This window comes from Lysinibacillus sp. FSL M8-0337, assembly GCF_038593855.1.
In the GTDB taxonomy this organism is placed as follows: domain Bacteria; phylum Bacillota; class Bacilli; order Bacillales_A; family Planococcaceae; genus Lysinibacillus; species Lysinibacillus sphaericus_D.
Window position 1 is genome coordinate 1,783,428 of the sequence record NZ_CP151996.1, and the last position, 16,956, is coordinate 1,800,383.

Sequence of the window (16,956 nt, forward strand, 5' to 3'; positions counted from 1 at the left end):
TAGAATGTCCACTGTCGATAAACAAGAAAAAGGAGGTGCAAGCATGAATCTTGCACCTCCTTTCTCTTACTTTCTAGCAATTTCTGCAACTTCAGTACCTACATGTACGGGTGGAAGACGGTCTTTCCATGGAACCGCTTCCTCTAATTGTTTCCCAAGCTGAAGTAGTGTTAGCTCATCAGCGAAGCGCCCTGTAAATTGGAGTCCAATTGGTAAGCCTGACGCACTCATCGCAAGTGGCAAAGATAACGATGGTTGACCTGTTGCATTAAACAAGTTTGTAAACGGTGCGTATGTGAAAATTTGTTCTGTCCATTCAATTGCTGAAATAGTTGGATTATTAGCATTTAGCTCACCAATTTTCGCTGGTAATGTGGCGATTGTTGGACTTAATAGCACATCATAATCCGCAAAGAATGTTCCAACTTGGCGTGACACAAGTGCATTGGTATTGATGGCTTCTAATAGTGCACTAGCTTTTAACTCTTTGCCATATTCATAGCACTGCCAAATGGCCGCTTCAATATGATCGCGTGAAGGTGTTTTCCCAGTTAATGCGGCGGCACCTTCAATCATTTTATAAATATTCGCTGCCCAAATAGTGACCGTTGCGCTTGAAAAGGTTGCTTGGTCATAAACGGGTCGTGCTTCAACTACTTCATGCCCTAACTGTTCTAATAATTTAACCGTCTTATGAACGGCCTCAATACATTCACTATCGACAGATACACCAGAATTAGTTGCTGTAGTCCAGGCAATTTTTAGTGGTCTTCCCTTTTGTAGAATCGCTTTACTATAGGGCATTTCTGGGCTTTGTATAACCGAGTAGCAACCTAAGTCTGGTCCTGCTACTTGATCCAGTAAAGTAGCTGTATCACGAATCGTTTTAGTTAGCGCAAATTCAATAGCTAGTCCATTTAATGCTTCGCTATTGTAAGGGCCCATCGGTACGCGGCCACGTGAAGGCTTTAAACCGATGACACCACTGCATGATGCGGGAATACGAAGTGATCCGCCACCATCATTCCCATGTGCGATAGGGACGATGCCGCTAGCAACAGCAGCAGAAGCGCCACCACTTGAACCTCCTGGACTATGGTCTAGATTCCATGGGTTACGAGTAGGGCCGTAAACGACAGCTTCTGTTGCAGCATTATAACCGAATTCAGGTGTTGTCGTTGTACCACTTAATACAAAACCTGCATTTTTAAAACGTTTCATTAATTCACTGTCAACGGACATCACCGCCTTTTCTGCCACACGACTGCCCATACTATGTGGCACATCTTCCGCATGGATGACAAGTTCTTTAATTAAAAAGGGTACACCTGCAAATGGTTGATGTTCATGTAAACTTGAAATTGCTTTTTCAGCCTGTTCCTCTAATACGCTAACAACGGCATTAATCGAAGCGTTCACTTTGTCAATTCCTTGTAGCGCTAAGGTTGTAAGTTCTTGTGGTGTCACTTGCTTTGTTTTTACTAACTCTGCTAATCCAAGCCCATCATAAGAAGCATATTCTTGTAAATTCATCTGATCACCTCAATATTAGTGTGACTTACAAGTTTATTTTAAAATGATAAATAAAAAATTAATATTACCCAAAAGGATAAAATTACTTTAAAGAGAATATATGAGTTTAAAAGAGAAAGTAGAGGTGGTTATAATATTTTGTGAAATAAAAGAGGTGAACTATTTACTAGAAGCAACGTGTAGAATTTCGAATATCAATTTGCAACAAACAAGTGAAGACTTTAAATTGAATGTTTTGCAAGTATTGAGTGAATGTTTTCGCTACGAGCATACTATTTTTTGGGAAGTGATGGATGACGAGTTAATTAATCAACCAGTGTGTTTTAATGTGGAAGCGTTTACAGTACAAAATTATTTAAATGAATATAAATATTACGATCCTTTACATCCGATGAATATGCAAAACCAGCCTGATATTCAATTAATGCAACAAAACGAAGTGATATCAAGAAAGAATAAGCGTTATTATATAGAACGCTTTTTACAATACCATGATTTTATAGATGAAATGGTAATGTATTTGTCTATACAACATAAGCCAGCAGCAGCAATTGGCTTTTTGCGCAAAAAGGGGGAGAAGCCCTTTACCGAGCAGGATCGGCAAAAGCTATTAGTTATGAAGCGCTTGATTGAAAATAGTTATTTATTACATCAATACGTTCAGCCAGCAGAATCATTGCAAATGACCCAACGTGAAAAGGAATTGTTACGCTATTTATGTAAAGGGTTAAAAAATGCAGAAATTGCTAGTATTTTATATGTCAGTGAAAATACGGTGAAGAAGCATCTGCAAAATTTATATCGGAAATTTCAAGTCACTTCCCGAACACAGCTCGTGTTAAAATATGCTGAAAACCATCGTATCTATAACACGTAATCCTTACGTTAAACAAATTACATCCCATAAAAAATGACCAATAACAGTGTTGTATGTTAAGAAAGAACACTGGCATTGGTCATTTTTTATATTGTCTGATTGCCATAACAATCCTCTTAAGCAGCTACAAGTTTTGCAAAATCTTAAGACAAAATCCATTGTAGGTCTTACATAACATCTTTTAAAATAGTTTCATAGTATAGAGAAAGTACTATAACTATTTGAATATTCTTGATTTTAATTTAAACCTACAAAACTAACTGGTAAAGTATATAATGAAAGGACAAAAGGGGGTAGAAGTATGACTTTGTATTTTGATCATTTAGTGCATCAAGTTCAGTCACCAGAAAATATGAAAGTCTTTTTAAATAAACGTCATATTCATACCGTGAATGGTGGTCAACACACAATGTGGGGGACATATAATACGTTAAGCTATTTTGGATTATGCTATATTGAGCAAATAGCAGTATACGATCATGCACTATTTGAGGAAGCGGCTAAATTACCGTATTCCCTGCATTATACGTTCAAACAGAACAATGAGCGCTTTGGTTTGTCAAGAATCGCCTTACGTACAACAAATATAGAGCAAGAGGCACAACGATTAAGTGCTCTTGGTTTCGATGTTTATGGACCAGATGCTTGTAGTCGAACGAGACCTGATGAATCAGTTGTGCATTGGAAACTATTGCATTTTGGGAAAGCAGGGCAGGCAATTGATTTTCCATTTTTTATTGAGTGGGCAGATGGAGATGAGGAGCGCTATGCGCAGTTAGTAGAAAGCGGGGCGGTAAAAACATCACAAAGGATTACAATGGAATCCGTGCAATTTTATGTGCAAGATGCACAGGCAACAGCAAAGTTATGGCATGAAGTTTTACAATTACCGGAGCCAGTTACACATTCCGAGTTTATTTCCTTACATTTACCAAATATTCGTTTAGATTTCTATGAAGAAGCTGCTGCTACAAAAATGATGCTTGGACATAAAAATGAAGGACCATTCGGAGTGACATTGAAAGATACTGACCGAACAAAAGAAACATTAATGTTTCCTTCGGCATTTTATTGGCTTAACCCTTAGAGATGTTAGAACTGTTTATAAATAAGGAGCTGTTCAGTTGTTGAACAGCTCCTTGTACCTTATAATTTCACAACATTGGATGCTTGCGGGCCGCGATTGCCTTCCACTACATCAAATGAAACCTTTTGTCCTTCTTCAAGTGTACGGAAGCCTTCCTCTTGTATGCCCGTAAAATGTACAAATACATCTTCTCCATCATCACATTCAATAAAGCCATAACCTTTTTCGTTATTGAACCACTTTACGATTCCTTGTTGCATAAGCATTCGCCTCCAATGCGCTTGAATGTAAAATACTATCAATTAAATCGTGACATAATTGAAAAAATATGAAAAATTGCATTTTCTCTTAGAACATACATGAATTCATAAGAGATGTCAATTGATTGTCGAAATATTGCATAACTAACTGTGTATTCTTTCACAATAACGTCTATAATGGAGTTGAATCATATATAGAGAAAGTAGGGTTCCATATGACAACGAAAAATCAACCTTTATCAGATTTAGAAATTGCTAGCCAAGCGGTAATGAAGCCAATTATAGACATCGCCAAAGCGGCCGGCATTCCAGAGGATGCATTAGAACAATACGGTCGCTACAAAGCTAAAATCGATCCTTTAAAAATAACAGCTCATGGTGAGGATGCAAAGGTGGTATTAGTGACCGCCATTAGTCCAACGCCAGCTGGTGAAGGAAAATCAACAGTTACGGTTGGGTTAGCAGATGCCCTTCATCAATTAAAGAAAAATGTTGTTGTTGCATTGCGTGAGCCTTCCCTAGGCCCAGTAATGGGTGTCAAAGGGGGCGCAACGGGTGGTGGCTATGCACAAGTTGTACCGATGGAGGATATTAACCTACATTTTACTGGTGACTTACACGCCATCACAACAGCGAACAATGCGCTGTCAGCATTTATTGATAATCATATCCATCAAGGGAATGCCTTAAACATTGATCCTCGTCGTATCATTTGGAAACGTGTGATGGACATGAATGACCGTGCGCTTCGAAAAGTGGTGATCGGTCTTGGTGGGCCAGTTCAAGGGATGCCACGTGAGGACGGTTTTGATATTACAGTTGCTTCTGAAATTATGGCGGTATTTTGTTTAGCAACTAGCATCGATGATTTGCGTGAGCGTTTAGCAAGTATCGTCATCGGTTATACGTATAATCGTGAGCCGGTTTTTGTGCGTGATTTACAAGTAGAAGGCGCACTAACACTGCTATTAAAGGATGCCTTTAAACCAAACTTAGTTCAAACATTAGAAGGGACACCTGCTATTATTCATGGCGGTCCATTTGCTAATATCGCACATGGTTGTAACTCCATTATGGCAACACAAACAGCGCGTAAGTTGGCTGATATCGTTGTAACAGAAGCGGGCTTCGGTTCCGATTTAGGTGCCGAGAAGTTTATGAACATTAAAGCACGTAAAGCAGGTTTTAAACCAAGTGCGGTAGTAATTGTAGCAACAATTCGTGCATTAAAAATGCATGGCGGAGTAGCGAAAACAGCACTTGTTGGAGAAAACGTGCCTGCCCTGTTACAAGGCATCGAAAATTTAGCGAAACATGTGGAGACGATTCGTACATTTGGTGTTGAACCAATTATCGCGTTAAATCGTTTTATTACAGACACAGAAGCAGAACTAGAAGCCGTGCTAAACTGGTGTCAAGATAATCATGTGCGCATTGCCCGTACAAATGTCTGGGAAGAAGGCGGCAAAGGTGGATTAGCCTTAGCAGAACAAGTATTATCTGTGTTAGATGAAGAAAATAATTTCTCTCCTTTATATGATGTAACCGAATCAATTGAAGAAAAAGTACGTACTATTGTTCAGAAAGTTTACGGCGGGAAAGATGTCCAATTTACAGACCAAGCGAAAAAACAAATGGCGCAAATCGAAAAATTCGGCTGGGATACGTTGCCGATATGTATGGCAAAAACACAATATTCGTTATCTGACCAACCGAGCTTGCTTGGACGTCCAGAAGGCTTTACAGTAACAATTCGTGAAGTCATTCCAAAGCTTGGTGCAGGATTTTTAGTGTGTCTAACAGGCGATATTATGACAATGCCTGGTTTACCGAAACAGCCAGCTGCATTACGTATGGATGTTGATAGTGAAGGACATGCGGTCGGGTTGTTTTAATTAAATATCGCGGGTAAAAGTAGTTGTTTCGCGGGTAAAGTTTAAAAAAACGCGGATAAATTACCTCAATTCGCGGGTAAAAGCATTCACAATATAAAAGCTGCCAACATCTTAACAAGATGGGCAGCTTTTATTGTTCCTTCAGCGGGAGGGTATTACATGTAATCAATTTCTTTCCTACTTCCTTCGTAACGTATTACTTCTTTTTTGACTAAAATGAACTTCGGAAAAATGTTGCCTAAATGAATTATCGATATTTGTTAGCACAACTCCAATGATGCGGCTTTTCGCAAAATGATTACATAGTGGATGATACATGAATCATTAAAGGGAGGAGTTACGTTCCAATCTACTCAAGTACCGAATAGTAGAAGGTAACATCGTTTAATGAAGAATCCATCATACCTTGCTACATTTGGTAAAAGCCTTCGTGGTTGTGCAAACAAAACTAACTGGTTGTTCACAAATTTTTGTATTGTACATGTACTATGCGGGTTAACAAACTTGAAATTAAGGGAAAATGTTCACTTTTATTGAAGATGATCGGTTACACTATACGCATTTCATCATTCTGTAAAACAGTATTCAATTGTAAGCCCGCTGAAGTTATTTAAGCTAGTAAAACACATAGTTTTTTGTACGCTACGCAAAATGTGAGTGTACAGAACAATAGAGGTTGTTCTGTATGTTTATTTTACAATAGTCTGAATAATTAATCAATTGATATGTATTTTTTATTTGTTTTTCTCTAGAAAAGGCTACATCGTTACCAACTTCCGATAGCAATACAGTATAATAGGCAAAGAGGAAGGACTGAGAATGGATATGAATGATTTAAAAAACAAGGTACGTGGTATCTATGAGCAATTTGATGCGAGTCATGATTTTCAACATATTGAGCGCGTTTATGAAAATGCGGTAGCGATTTTACATACAGAACCAGATGCAGATGCAGAGGTTGTGAAAATGGCGGTGCTTTTGCATGATGTGAGTGATAAAAAGTATACAGATAGTAAAGAACAAGAAGAACAGCTTATTAATGAATTGCCGATTAGTGATGCAAAAAAACAACATATTCGTGATTGCATTGCACAAGTGTCGTTTAATGGGGGCAATGAACTGAAAGCCACTTCACTGGAAGCGAAAATTGTACGTGATGCTGATCGTTTGGATGCAATTGGCGCAATCGGTATTGCACGGACATTTGCTTATGGCGGTGCCAAAGGTCGTAAACTATACGATGATACAGAAGAAGCACGTACAACAATGACCGAGGAAGATTATCGAAGTAAAAATACATCTTCTGTAACCCATTTTTATGAGAAGCTTTTATTATTGAAAGATTTAATGACGACTGATAAAGGCAAACAAATGGCAAATGAACGCCATCAATTTATGGTCAGCTTTTTACAGCAATTACAGAACGAAAGAGATGGAAAAGCATAATGAGTCATTTAATCGTACAAAATTTAACGAAGACAGTGGGCGATAAAACGCTCTTTCAAAATATCGAATTTACAATTTATGAAGGGGAACGTACGGGTCTCATCGGCATTAATGGTACAGGGAAATCTACGTTGCTGTCCATTTTAGCTGGTCAAATCGAAGCGGATGCAATTGCCATTGATCGTCCGAATAAATATCGTATAGCTTATTTACCCCAAGAACCAACATTTAATAGTGGTGAAACGGTACTACAAGCCGTGTTTGCAGGCGATTCGCCCGTTTTACAACTGAACCGACAATATGAAGAAACTGTGGCAGCGCTTGCGATGAACCCAACGTCAGAAAGCTTACAAAAAACATTGTTTAGCTTACAGCAACGCATGGACGAGGAGCAAGCTTGGGATGTCAATGCCCTTGCGAAAACCGCGCTGACAAAGCTTGGCATTGAAATGTTTGATAAAGAAGTGTTAACCCTTTCAGGTGGTCAACAAAAACGTGTCGCTTTAGCAAAAGTGTTAATTGAGCCGGCAGATCTTTATTTATTGGACGAGCCGACCAACCATTTAGATGTACAGTCCACAGAATGGTTGCAGGAAATGGTATTGCGCTTAAAAGGTGCTGTTATTTTCATTACCCATGATCGTTATTTCTTAGATGAATTATCAACCCATATATATGAAATTGCCGACCAAACGCTATATCGTCATACAGGCAATTACGGGGATTTTTTAGAGGCTCGTGCGATTCGTGAGGAAATGGCTGCTGCTTCAGCCCAAAAAGATCGCAATCGTTATCGTTCGGAGCTAAAATGGATTCGTCGCGGTGCAAAGGCGCGCTCCACAAAGCAAAAAGCTCGTATTCAGCGTTTCGAACAATTGGAAGACAACTTAGAACGCAAGTCAGATGATGTGTCACTGGAATTGGGCTTAGCGACAACACGCCTTGGACGCAAAGTATTAGAGGCTGAAAATATATCAAAGGCTTTTGGTGCACAAAAAATCGTTGAGCATTTTACGTTTTTACTGCAACAAGGCGATCGTATTGGTATTATCGGTGCCAATGGCGTTGGTAAATCCACTTTACTTAATATGCTAGCTGGCGAACTCTCACCAGATAAGGGAGAAATACATGTCGGTTCTACCGTCAAACTTGCCCATTTTAAACAAACGTTACCGAAAATGAATGAAAATGAGCGCATGATTGAATATATTCGTGAAGCGTCAAATGACATTACCGATGCAGAAGGTGTACGCTATTCCGCTGCCCAAATGTTGGAGCGTTTTTTATTCCCACTACATGCACACGGTACACCAATCGGTAAATTATCCGGTGGAGAACGGAAGCGCCTGCACTTATTAAGACTTTTAATGGAACAACCAAATGTTCTCTTATTGGATGAGCCGACCAATGATTTAGATATTGAAACTCTAGGAGTATTAGAAGACTTTATCGAACATTTCCCAGGCGTTGTCATCACCATTTCCCACGATCGCTTCTTCCTTGATCGTATAGCTAAAAAGCTATGGATATTAGACGGGCAAGGACATGTCGATGAGTCGCTTGATATTTATAGCGATTATTTACAAAAGCGTGAGCAGGAAACAGCTGTCAAGGTAGAAGCACCAAAAGTGGAGAAACAAAAGGTTGATAAACCAAAATCTGACAAGAAAAAACTGTCGTTTAAAGAACAAAAAGAATGGGAAACCATTGCAGATGAGATCGAAAAAACAGAGACAACGATTATGGAAACCGAGGCAGGGATTGCAAACGCTGGCGCTGATTTTACTAAATTGCAGGAGTTAACGGCGAAATTAGATGAGCTAAATGCACATTATGAGCATCTCATTGAAAGATGGTCGTACTTAGATGAAATCGTAAACGGATAAGGAGTGTATTACATGAAAATACTTACAATTGAACCGACACCAAGTCCTAATTCAATGAAGATTATCGTCGATACGGAGTTACCGTTTGGCAAAAGCTTTAACTTTACAAAGGACAACAAAGGCGAAGCGACAGGAGAAGCGGCAGCTATTTTAGCCATAGAAGGGGTTAAAGGCGTCTATCATGTAGCGGACTTCTTTGCAGTCGAACGTAATGCAAAGTACGGCTGGGAAAGTATTTTATCGAGCATTCGACAAGTATTGGGGGAAGATGTAGCGGAAGCTAGCGACATCCAAATTGCCAATGAATTTTACGGTGAAGTTTATGTCCATGTCCAATTCTATAAGCAAGTGCCGTTACAAGTAAAAGTATTTGACAATCAGCGAGAATATCGTGTGAGCTGTGGTGATCGTTTTGTCGATGCATTTAATAACATTATTGCTACAGATGTCGATGAAAACTACATCTTCCAACGTAAATGGATTGACTATGGCGTTCGATATGGTGAACTTGAGGAAATTGCGGAAGCGGTCAAACAGGAAATCGATGTGACCTATTCTGCACAACGTTTAGCTGATATTGTTGCAACGGCGAATGATACAGAAAAGACCAATCAAAAACCGGCTAAGCTAAAAATAACGGTGGAACAGTTCCAACAGCCTGAATGGGAAAAACGTTTCCAATTACTTGATCAAATGGCAGATCCCGAGCTTGATGATTTACCACTTTTAGATTTAGCGTTGCAAGATGAGCAAATGTCCATCCGTCGTTTGGCAACGGTCTACTTAGGCATGATTGAAGATGTAGCAGTAGTACCATACTTGGAAAAAGCATTGCGTGATAAAAGTGCTGCGGTGCGCCGTACAGCAGGAGACTGTATGAGTGACTTAGGATTTGTGGAGTTTGAAGAGGCAATGCAACAAGCATTACAAGATAAAAATAAACTTGTCCGCTGGCGCGCAGCAATGTACCTATATGAAGTAGGAACAGAGCAATCTTTACAAGCGTTAAAGGCAGTCGAAGATGACAAAGAATTTGAAGTGAAACTCCAAGTGAAAATGGCGATCGCCCGTATTGAGCAAGGGGAAGAAGCAAAAGGCTCAGTGTGGAAGCAAATGACCGAATCACGTCAACAATAATTGCATAAAAGTCATTACAAGAGCATCTAATTTCGATGCTCTTGTTGTATTTTTCGCTGCTAGAATCAAGAGAATCGCCACTAAGATATCCAAAATCGCCATTAAAACAATGGGAATCGCCACTAAAGCATCCGAAATCACCATTAAAACTATAGAAATCGCCACTAAATTCTCCAGTATCGCTATCAGGCATGGAAAAGTAATTTAAGTAGTAGGTGAAGCCGCTTTTTCAAATGCTTTCTTAAAGGCATACATATAATTTGCAATTGCTCGTTGACTAATTTCTACTTGTGGGACCATGTGTTCAAAGCCATGAAAGCATCCAGGATATAGATGAAATTCGGTCGGTACGCCCGCTTTTGTAAGCCTCGCAACATATTCAATGGTTTCATCACGGAATGGATCCAAATTGCCGATAAATGTATACGTAGGAGGAAGATTAGCATAATCGTCTGCATGCAGAGGAGCTGCATAAATAGGCGCTTCAGTAGCGTAATGAGGCCCTAAATACATTTCCCATGCACGCTGATTTTGCGGGCCATTCCATACTCTAGCATCAGTAATTTCATCATTTGACGGTAAAATACAACGATTATCAATCATCGGATAAAGTGGCATTTGAAAAGCAATTTTCGGCCCTTTTCGATCCCGTGCCAACAAGGAAACCGCGGCAGTTAATCCACCTCCAGCACTTGCACCATGGACAGCAAGCCGTGTTAAATCAATCCCTAGTTCAGAAGCATTTGCCGCTAGCCATTCAAGGGCTGTATAGCAATCTTCTACACCAGCAGGGTAAGGATGTTCAGGTGCTAAGCGATAGCCAACTGAAACGACAACACAATCTAATTGAGCAACAAGCATCTGACAACTTGCATCAAACATCTCGATTGAGCCAATGATAAATCCCCCACCATGAATATATAAAATAGCAGGTACAGCGCCATATTTTTCAACTGGTTCATAAATGCGAATACGAACGTCTGGGGCCCCGTTAGGACTAGCAATAAAGCGCTCTGATATCATAACATTCTCCATTTTTACTTCGTCACCGCTAAGCATTTCATTCATCGCACCACGCGACTGTGCAATATTCTCTCTTGTTAAATGCAAATCTTCCATAGCTGAAAAGAACGTTCTTAATTCAGGGTGTACTCGGTTTTCCACTTGTATGCCCTCCTTATAGTGAAACGCTATTTTAATTGTGATTAAAATATCACAATTAAAATATAGTACAATGAGTAAGAGAAGTCAAATGAAAAAATAGAGTATTTTGAAAATTGGGGGAATGACAATGCAGTTACTTATCCAATCGGGTGATCTTGGGCCAAAATGGTTCCATGTCGCATTGCGAGCAATTGTCCTAATGGCGGAATCGAAGGAACTACTAAAAAGTAATGTGATTGCAGAGACACTAGGGGAAGATGCTACATTCATTAGAAAAATGCTCGCAAAACTCGCAGAACAGGATTATGTACAGGCGCATAGTGGTCGCTATGGGGGCTATTGTCTCAATAAAACACCAGCGCAAATTACGATGCAAGATATTTATAAAGTGTTAGGAAATGACAATGAAACACCCTATTGGTCGGTGCCATCTACCGGTTCAGAACGTTTTATCTCCATGGTTATTGCAAAAGCCGAAAAAACGTTTCAATCGGTACTGGCCGACTATACAATTCAAGATATTTTGGAGAATAGAAGTCAATAGGTGGTAGGTTCTTTGAAGAATTGAAAATTAGTTTTTGATAAAATATATTTAATATTCAAAAAAAGGAGGTGTATATATTTGTGCATAAAGAAATCGACTATCAATGGCGGATTACTAAATACAATCCTGCTTATCGAAATGCAGAAGGACATTATTTGAGAGATGAGTGGACAAGTGCTTCAGAAATCGGGAAATCTTTTCATGGAGAAATATTAACGTTAGACGACTATTTACAGGTCGAGAATGCGTATGTAGATACGGTAATGAAATTTCTTGAGGTTTATCAAATTGAGAATGTCCGACTAATCCATCTTGAGACATATGGTCTGTCTGACGTGGATAAAAGTTCTCCTTTATATGATGCTGCGTTTGATACGATTCCGTTGGCAGAAGATATGCTAGTAACCATTGCTCAAATTCCTATCGTCTGTAAAATGGTGTTGCGAGAGTTTATTCATTGCCAATTGATTACCGAGGATTTCTTTGTCCAGTTCGGTCATGACTACTATATGTTTATTGGAGCTAACAGCATACAGCAGGAAGCACTTCAATTTGCGAGCGAGCAATGTCTTTTTGTAGAGCAAATGATGTCTCCCTATTATCTTTCTGAAAACAATGTTATACGAGAAGTGTCATGGAGTTTTCCAGGAGAGGCAATAATCGAAGATAGTGAATTATTGACTGATATTACTTTAGAGGAGTTGCAAACTATTTTTCAACTATCTTCTATTCATCCAGTTACAGGCTCTTACAAAATTACAGAGGACAATGCGAAGTTTTTCCAAAAGAAAATCAAGCATAAAATGGACTTTAATAAGTATGAATACTATTTATTAGCTGGAAGTTAAGTAAATAGAGGTGTTCGAAGCTGTTATTAATATAATATATGAACACAAACACGCGCCTGAAACGTTGCTTTTAAAGCGTTTTGGGCGAGTGTAAGTTATTAGAAACCACGGTTTATTTGGGAAGGAGCTAATATACTAACATTTATAGTTATTTGAAACATAGTAGTTTGTGTTTCCCCGATATTCGAAATATTGAAGAGATAATAATGTGAGGTGATAAAATGCAGTTAAATGACTTTATGCACGAAAATTACGCCGATTTACAACTTCGACCACCTTTATTTTATAGTTGGGATATAGGGATTCGTTTTGAACTTGGGGTTAATTGGAAAAGAGAATATGATTATCCAAATAACCCTTATGTGTTAGGGTGTTATAAAAGAGCGATTACTTTATTTGAAGCACTGCATAGTCCAAATGAAGAGATTTTTGTAGTGATGGATATTCATGATGTTAAAAATAATAGAAACTTAAAACGTAAATTAAAAAATTTTCCACGTTATGTGAACAAATCTTTATTGTTGAAATTAAAGCATGAAGCGTTACCGTATATATTCCCTGAAGATGATGAAGATGGGAAATTAATAACGCATCGATTTACTTTACAATGTAAAACGTTTGATTTTAACTATATTCCACTGTTAAAAGCCATTTGCAATCAAGACTTGGGGTTGAAACCGCAGATTTACTATGATGTTTACTTCATAAATATTAATATGAAAACCATTTTTCATGTCTACGATGATAGAGGTTGTGATTTGTTGGCAACTTCTCCCGCTACAATAAAACATATTTACAAGAAGCATAATGACTGGATTTTAGACTATGACAGAGCGGAAATTGATAAGGTTTTTAACAGAACATAGTTAATGTCTGCCTTTATGAAAAATAAATGTGCCTTCTGTAAGGAAAGAAATCGACTATTGGAGCTAATAGCATCCACCTTAATTACCGAAGATATTGCGCACTAGTATCAAAAGCACACGATGGATTTAATTAAGTATGCGTAAAAGCTGAAGATTAAAATACATAAGCACTCGCTCAAAACGTAACTTTTATGGCGTTTTGGGCGAGTGTTTTCTATTGGAAAATAGCGGTAAAAAAAGTTCGTGTGATTCTATGAATGATTATCATTTTGTCCAATATATTAGTAAATATACAATATGAAAATATAAATTGTAAATATTTTCTAATATAAAGGAGGCTTCATATATGCTTGAACCAACTATCAAGACAACGGCAACGTATCAACGAGATCGGGAAACGGTTATTGCCTTAACACAAAAGCTCGTGCGGATTGAAAGTGTCTACCGCGAAAATGACCCGCATGGCAATGAACAGGAAGTAGCCAATTACGTGGCGCAATACTTGCGGGCTAGCGGTATTAAAACGTTTGTGGAAGAAGTTGTGCCTGGTAGACCAAATGTTATTGGCATTATTGATTCGGGGAAGCCAGGGAAAACGCTACTTTTTGAAGGACATACAGATGTTGTAACCGAAGGCAATCGTGAAGCATGGACATACGATCCTTTCGGTGCGGAAATTATTGATGGACGAATGTATGGACGCGGGACGAATGATACAAAAGGTAATCTCGCTTGTATGATAACAGCTTGTCAGTCATTGCTACTAGATGGGGAGGAATTTACGGGCAAAATTATTTTATGTATCCCATGTGATGAAGAAGGGCTTATGTTAGGCATAAAACATTTTATTCGCAAGGGCTGGGCGGATGGCGTAGATGGTGCCATTATTTGTGAGCCACAAGAAAATAATGTTTGCATTGCACAACGCGGTGCTATTCGCTTACAGGTCGATATTTTCGGCAAAATGGCACATGGCGCGATTTCTTGGAGTGGCATTAATCCGAATTGGCGGATGGCACGCTTGATTGTGGAGCTTGAAAAGTTAGAAAAAGAAGAGCAAGCGCGTTTAGGTCGTGATCCAATGCTTAACTGGCCATCCATTACACCAACGATTTTACGTGCACCAGTAAAAGGGGATGCGCAAATTAATGTAATCCCTGATCATTGTATGACGACGCTAGATATTCGCACCGTTCCAGCCCAGGATCATGATGAATTATTAGGCAAAATCGATGCCATTATTCAACGACTCCAAGCAGATGATCCAGACTTTAAAGTGGAGCTTACGGTGCTGGATAATCGCCCAGCAACCGCTACTGCAAAAGAACAGCCAGTTGTCCAGGCTATTTACGAAGCGGTAGCAGAGGTGACGCAAAAAGAGCCGATTTATAACGGAGTGCCAGGTGCTACGGATGGAACCTTCCTCCATGTATATGGTATACCAATCGTCACTATTGGGGCGGGTGACCGTGAACTACCGCATCAAATTGATGAATATGTCGATATTGAAGAGCTTGCAGAAACGACGGCTATTTATCGTTTAGCAGCATTAAAGTTTTTAGCAGGTGATGCATAATGGTCAAAATCGCAGTTATTCCTGGAGACGGTATTGGTAAGGAAGTGATGGCAGAAGCATTAAAAGTGCTTGCACAACTGCGGCAAGATGAACCATCTTTAGACATTGAAACGAACATTTTTCCGTGGAGCTCGGATTATTATGTGCAGCATGGTTGTATGATGCCAAAAGATGCGCTCACTACATTAAGAAACTATGATGCGATATTATTCGGTGCGATTGGTGATGCGCGTGTACCAGATGATGTTACGATATGGGAATTTATTATGCCGATTCGTAAACAATTCCAGCAATATGTCAATTTTAGACCAGTCAAATCACTACAGGGCATTGCTTCACCATTGGCGAATAGCAAAGATATCGATATGGTTATTTTCCGTGAAAATACAGAAGGGGAATATTCGAATAGTGGTGGACATATTTATCACAACCAGCCACAGGAAATGGCGATTCAAAATACGATAATGACACGGCTCGGTGTTGAAAAAATTGTACAAGCCGCGTGTGATTATGCTAATCAAAATGGCAAGTCGAAAATTACCAGTGCAACGAAATCAAACGCCATTATCTATGCTATGAAATTTTGGGATGAGATTACGAAAGATGTTGTGGCACAAGCTTCGCCAACTTTAACGTTGGAATCTCTCTATATCGATGCATTAGTCGCTTATTTTGTAGAGCGGCCGCAAGATTTTGAAGTAGTAGTGGCATCGAATTTATTCGGCGATATATTATCGGATTTAGGGTCGGCACTTGTTGGGGGGCTAGGGTTATCTCCTTCGGCAAATTTAAATCCTGAAAAAGCGTTTCCATCAATGTTTGAACCAGTGCACGGTTCTGCACCCAATATTGCAGGGAAAGGGATTGCCAATCCGATTGCGCAAATTTGGTCACTTGCTTTATTGCTTGGGCATATTGGAAGACCTGATTTAGAAAAGCGAATCGTTGCGGCAATTGAAGCAGTGTTAATCGAGGGAGCCGTGCAAACAGCAGATATTGGCGGACAGGCAACAACTACACAGATGGGGGATGCTATTTGTCAGGCGCTTGAAAACATTAAACAAACAGCAAGGGGTGTGTAAGATGGCAGTTACACAGCAAGTGATCATTGTAACAGGTGCTGGGGGAGGAATGGGGAAGGCGATCATAGAAGACCAACTTGACCGAGGACATATTGTGATAGGTCTTGATTTATCGGTTACTTCACTCGCACATCTAGCGCAACAATCTTTGCAAACATATGAAGTCAATGTTTTGCAAGAAGATAGCATACAAGCCATTGTCCATGAAGTTTACGTCAAGTATGGACGAATTGATGGCTTGGTCAATGCATTAGGCATTGCACAGGCTGCGACGCCGATTGAGCAAGTAACAATGGATGATTGGAATCGACTAATGGACGTAAATGTGAAAAGTCTGTTTATTACAACAAAGGCCATTGTGCCGTATATGAAGAAGCGCAAAAAAGGGTCGATTGTGACCATTGCATCGATTTCTGCGGTGCGTCCTCGTCCCGGTTTGCAGGCGTATATTGCTTCTAAAGGAGCGGCGGAAAGCTTTTCACGTGGGCTGGCAATTGAGCTTGCCTCCCATCAAATTCGGGTCAATACTATTCATCCAGGACCAGCAGACACGCAAATGCTAGCACAGTTTACTGCACATAATGCAGATGCTGAACATGCAAAGCACAATGTTTTTATACAATCAGTGCCACTTGGACGTTTAGTCGCTCCATCTGATATTGCAGGTGCCGTAAGTTACCTACTATCAGATGTAGCATGTATGGTAACAGGGACAACGTTACATGTAGACGGAGGCCGTGGCTTATAGGAGGAGT

16 protein-coding genes are annotated in these 16,956 nt (G+C 39.5%); 12 read left to right on the forward strand and 4 right to left on the reverse strand.

Annotation, left to right across the window (positions count from 1 at the left end):
• Nucleotides 1–66: 66 nt before the first annotated feature.
• The gene (locus MKY08_RS08305) at nt 67–1,533 is read right to left on the reverse strand and encodes an amidase (protein WP_069511407.1); all 1,467 of its coding nucleotides are present in this window, start codon (nt 1,531–1,533) and stop codon (nt 67–69) included.
• A gap of 124 nt (nt 1,534–1,657) precedes the next feature.
• On the opposite strand from MKY08_RS08305, the gene MKY08_RS08310 reads away from it, so the two are divergent.
• On the forward strand, nt 1,658–2,410 hold the full coding sequence (locus MKY08_RS08310) for a LuxR C-terminal-related transcriptional regulator (protein WP_256093163.1): 753 nt from the start codon (nt 1,658–1,660) through the stop codon (nt 2,408–2,410).
• A 301-nt stretch (nt 2,411–2,711) separates the two neighbouring features.
• Complete coding sequence (locus MKY08_RS08315; RefSeq protein ID WP_069511406.1) at nt 2,712–3,497, forward strand: VOC family protein; 786 nt, start codon at nt 2,712–2,714, stop codon at nt 3,495–3,497.
• A 59-nt stretch (nt 3,498–3,556) separates the two neighbouring features.
• Here the strand turns inward: MKY08_RS08315 and MKY08_RS08320 are convergent, their stop codons facing one another.
• Nucleotides 3,557–3,757: a cold-shock protein gene (locus MKY08_RS08320; RefSeq protein WP_004269397.1), complete on the reverse strand. Its 201-nt coding sequence runs from the start codon at nt 3,755–3,757 to the stop codon at nt 3,557–3,559.
• A 215-nt stretch (nt 3,758–3,972) separates the two neighbouring features.
• Here MKY08_RS08320 and MKY08_RS08325 point away from each other — a divergent pair, with 215 nt between their 5' ends.
• The 4 genes from MKY08_RS08325 to MKY08_RS08340 all read left to right on the forward strand — a co-directional run bounded on the left by MKY08_RS08325 (nt 3,973) and on the right by MKY08_RS08340 (nt 10,121).
• Nucleotides 3,973–5,652 (forward strand): formate--tetrahydrofolate ligase, encoded by a 1,680-nt coding sequence (locus MKY08_RS08325; protein ID WP_069511405.1) that lies wholly within the window; start codon nt 3,973–3,975, stop codon nt 5,650–5,652.
• A gap of 825 nt (nt 5,653–6,477) precedes the next feature.
• Nucleotides 6,478–7,098: an HD domain-containing protein gene (locus MKY08_RS08330; protein ID WP_024363477.1), complete on the forward strand. Its 621-nt coding sequence runs from the start codon at nt 6,478–6,480 to the stop codon at nt 7,096–7,098.
• The gene (locus MKY08_RS08335) at nt 7,098–8,984 is read left to right on the forward strand and encodes an ABC-F family ATP-binding cassette domain-containing protein (protein WP_069511404.1); all 1,887 of its coding nucleotides are present in this window, start codon (nt 7,098–7,100) and stop codon (nt 8,982–8,984) included. The genes MKY08_RS08330 and MKY08_RS08335 overlap by 1 nt, the downstream gene beginning before the upstream one ends.
• A 12-nt stretch (nt 8,985–8,996) precedes the next feature.
• Nucleotides 8,997–10,121 carry a virulence factor gene (locus tag MKY08_RS08340; protein ID WP_069511403.1) on the forward strand — a complete coding sequence of 375 codons (1,125 nt, stop codon included), beginning with the start codon at nt 8,997–8,999 and terminating at the stop codon, nt 10,119–10,121.
• Here the strand turns inward: MKY08_RS08340 and MKY08_RS08345 are convergent.
• Complete coding sequence (locus MKY08_RS08345; RefSeq protein ID WP_069511401.1) at nt 10,107–10,286, reverse strand: hypothetical protein; 180 nt, start codon at nt 10,284–10,286, stop codon at nt 10,107–10,109. The two genes, MKY08_RS08340 and MKY08_RS08345, sit on opposite strands and share 15 nt — an antisense overlap.
• Nucleotides 10,287–10,325: 39 nt before the next feature.
• A complete protein-coding gene (locus MKY08_RS08350; protein ID WP_069511399.1) occupies nt 10,326–11,285 on the reverse strand; it encodes an alpha/beta hydrolase in 960 nt (319 codons plus the stop codon).
• Nucleotides 11,286–11,412: 127 nt separating this feature from the next.
• On the opposite strand from MKY08_RS08350, the gene MKY08_RS08355 reads away from it, so the two are divergent.
• The 6 genes from MKY08_RS08355 (at nt 11,413) to MKY08_RS08380 (ending at nt 16,949) form a co-directional block, all read left to right on the forward strand.
• On the forward strand, nt 11,413–11,829 hold the full coding sequence (locus MKY08_RS08355; protein WP_069511398.1) for an Rrf2 family transcriptional regulator: 417 nt from the start codon (nt 11,413–11,415) through the stop codon (nt 11,827–11,829).
• A gap of 80 nt (nt 11,830–11,909) precedes the next feature.
• Nucleotides 11,910–12,677, forward strand: coding sequence for a hypothetical protein (locus tag MKY08_RS08360; RefSeq protein ID WP_069511397.1), 768 nt, complete (start codon nt 11,910–11,912; stop codon nt 12,675–12,677).
• A 221-nt stretch (nt 12,678–12,898) separates the two neighbouring features.
• A complete protein-coding gene (locus MKY08_RS08365) occupies nt 12,899–13,543 on the forward strand; it encodes a DUF3885 domain-containing protein (protein WP_256093162.1) in 645 nt (214 codons plus the stop codon).
• A gap of 346 nt (nt 13,544–13,889) precedes the next feature.
• Nucleotides 13,890–15,119, forward strand: a complete 1,230-nt coding sequence (locus MKY08_RS08370; protein ID WP_069511396.1) for a M20 family metallopeptidase — start codon at nt 13,890–13,892, stop codon at nt 15,117–15,119.
• Nucleotides 15,119–16,201, forward strand: a complete 1,083-nt coding sequence (locus MKY08_RS08375; RefSeq protein ID WP_069511395.1) for a tartrate dehydrogenase — start codon at nt 15,119–15,121, stop codon at nt 16,199–16,201. The genes MKY08_RS08370 and MKY08_RS08375 overlap by 1 nt, the downstream gene beginning before the upstream one ends.
• Nucleotide 16,202: 1 nt before the next feature.
• Nucleotides 16,203–16,949, forward strand: a complete 747-nt coding sequence (locus tag MKY08_RS08380) for a glucose 1-dehydrogenase (protein WP_069511394.1) — start codon at nt 16,203–16,205, stop codon at nt 16,947–16,949.
• Nucleotides 16,950–16,956 lie beyond the last annotated feature (7 nt).

What these genes read in the sequence shown, in the direction of transcription:
- MKY08_RS08305 (WP_069511407.1), bottom strand. Translation starts at nt 1,533, where the DNA reads ATGAATTTACAAGAATATGCTTCTTATGATGGGCTTGGATTAGCAGAG.
- MKY08_RS08340 (WP_069511403.1), top strand. Translation starts at nt 8,997, where the DNA reads ATGAAAATACTTACAATTGAACCGACACCAAGTCCTAATTCAATGAAG.
- MKY08_RS08355 (WP_069511398.1), top strand. Translation starts at nt 11,413, where the DNA reads ATGCAGTTACTTATCCAATCGGGTGATCTTGGGCCAAAATGGTTCCAT.
- MKY08_RS08365 (WP_256093162.1), top strand. Translation starts at nt 12,899, where the DNA reads ATGCAGTTAAATGACTTTATGCACGAAAATTACGCCGATTTACAACTT.
- MKY08_RS08320 (WP_004269397.1), bottom strand. Translation starts at nt 3,757, where the DNA reads ATGCAACAAGGAATCGTAAAGTGGTTCAATAACGAAAAAGGTTATGGC.
- MKY08_RS08330 (WP_024363477.1), top strand. Translation starts at nt 6,478, where the DNA reads ATGAATGATTTAAAAAACAAGGTACGTGGTATCTATGAGCAATTTGAT.
- MKY08_RS08325 (WP_069511405.1), top strand. Translation starts at nt 3,973, where the DNA reads ATGACAACGAAAAATCAACCTTTATCAGATTTAGAAATTGCTAGCCAA.
- MKY08_RS08380 (WP_069511394.1), top strand. Translation starts at nt 16,203, where the DNA reads ATGGCAGTTACACAGCAAGTGATCATTGTAACAGGTGCTGGGGGAGGA.
- MKY08_RS08335 (WP_069511404.1), top strand. Translation starts at nt 7,098, where the DNA reads ATGAGTCATTTAATCGTACAAAATTTAACGAAGACAGTGGGCGATAAA.
- MKY08_RS08375 (WP_069511395.1), top strand. Translation starts at nt 15,119, where the DNA reads ATGGTCAAAATCGCAGTTATTCCTGGAGACGGTATTGGTAAGGAAGTG.
- MKY08_RS08315 (WP_069511406.1), top strand. Translation starts at nt 2,712, where the DNA reads ATGACTTTGTATTTTGATCATTTAGTGCATCAAGTTCAGTCACCAGAA.
- MKY08_RS08370 (WP_069511396.1), top strand. Translation starts at nt 13,890, where the DNA reads ATGCTTGAACCAACTATCAAGACAACGGCAACGTATCAACGAGATCGG.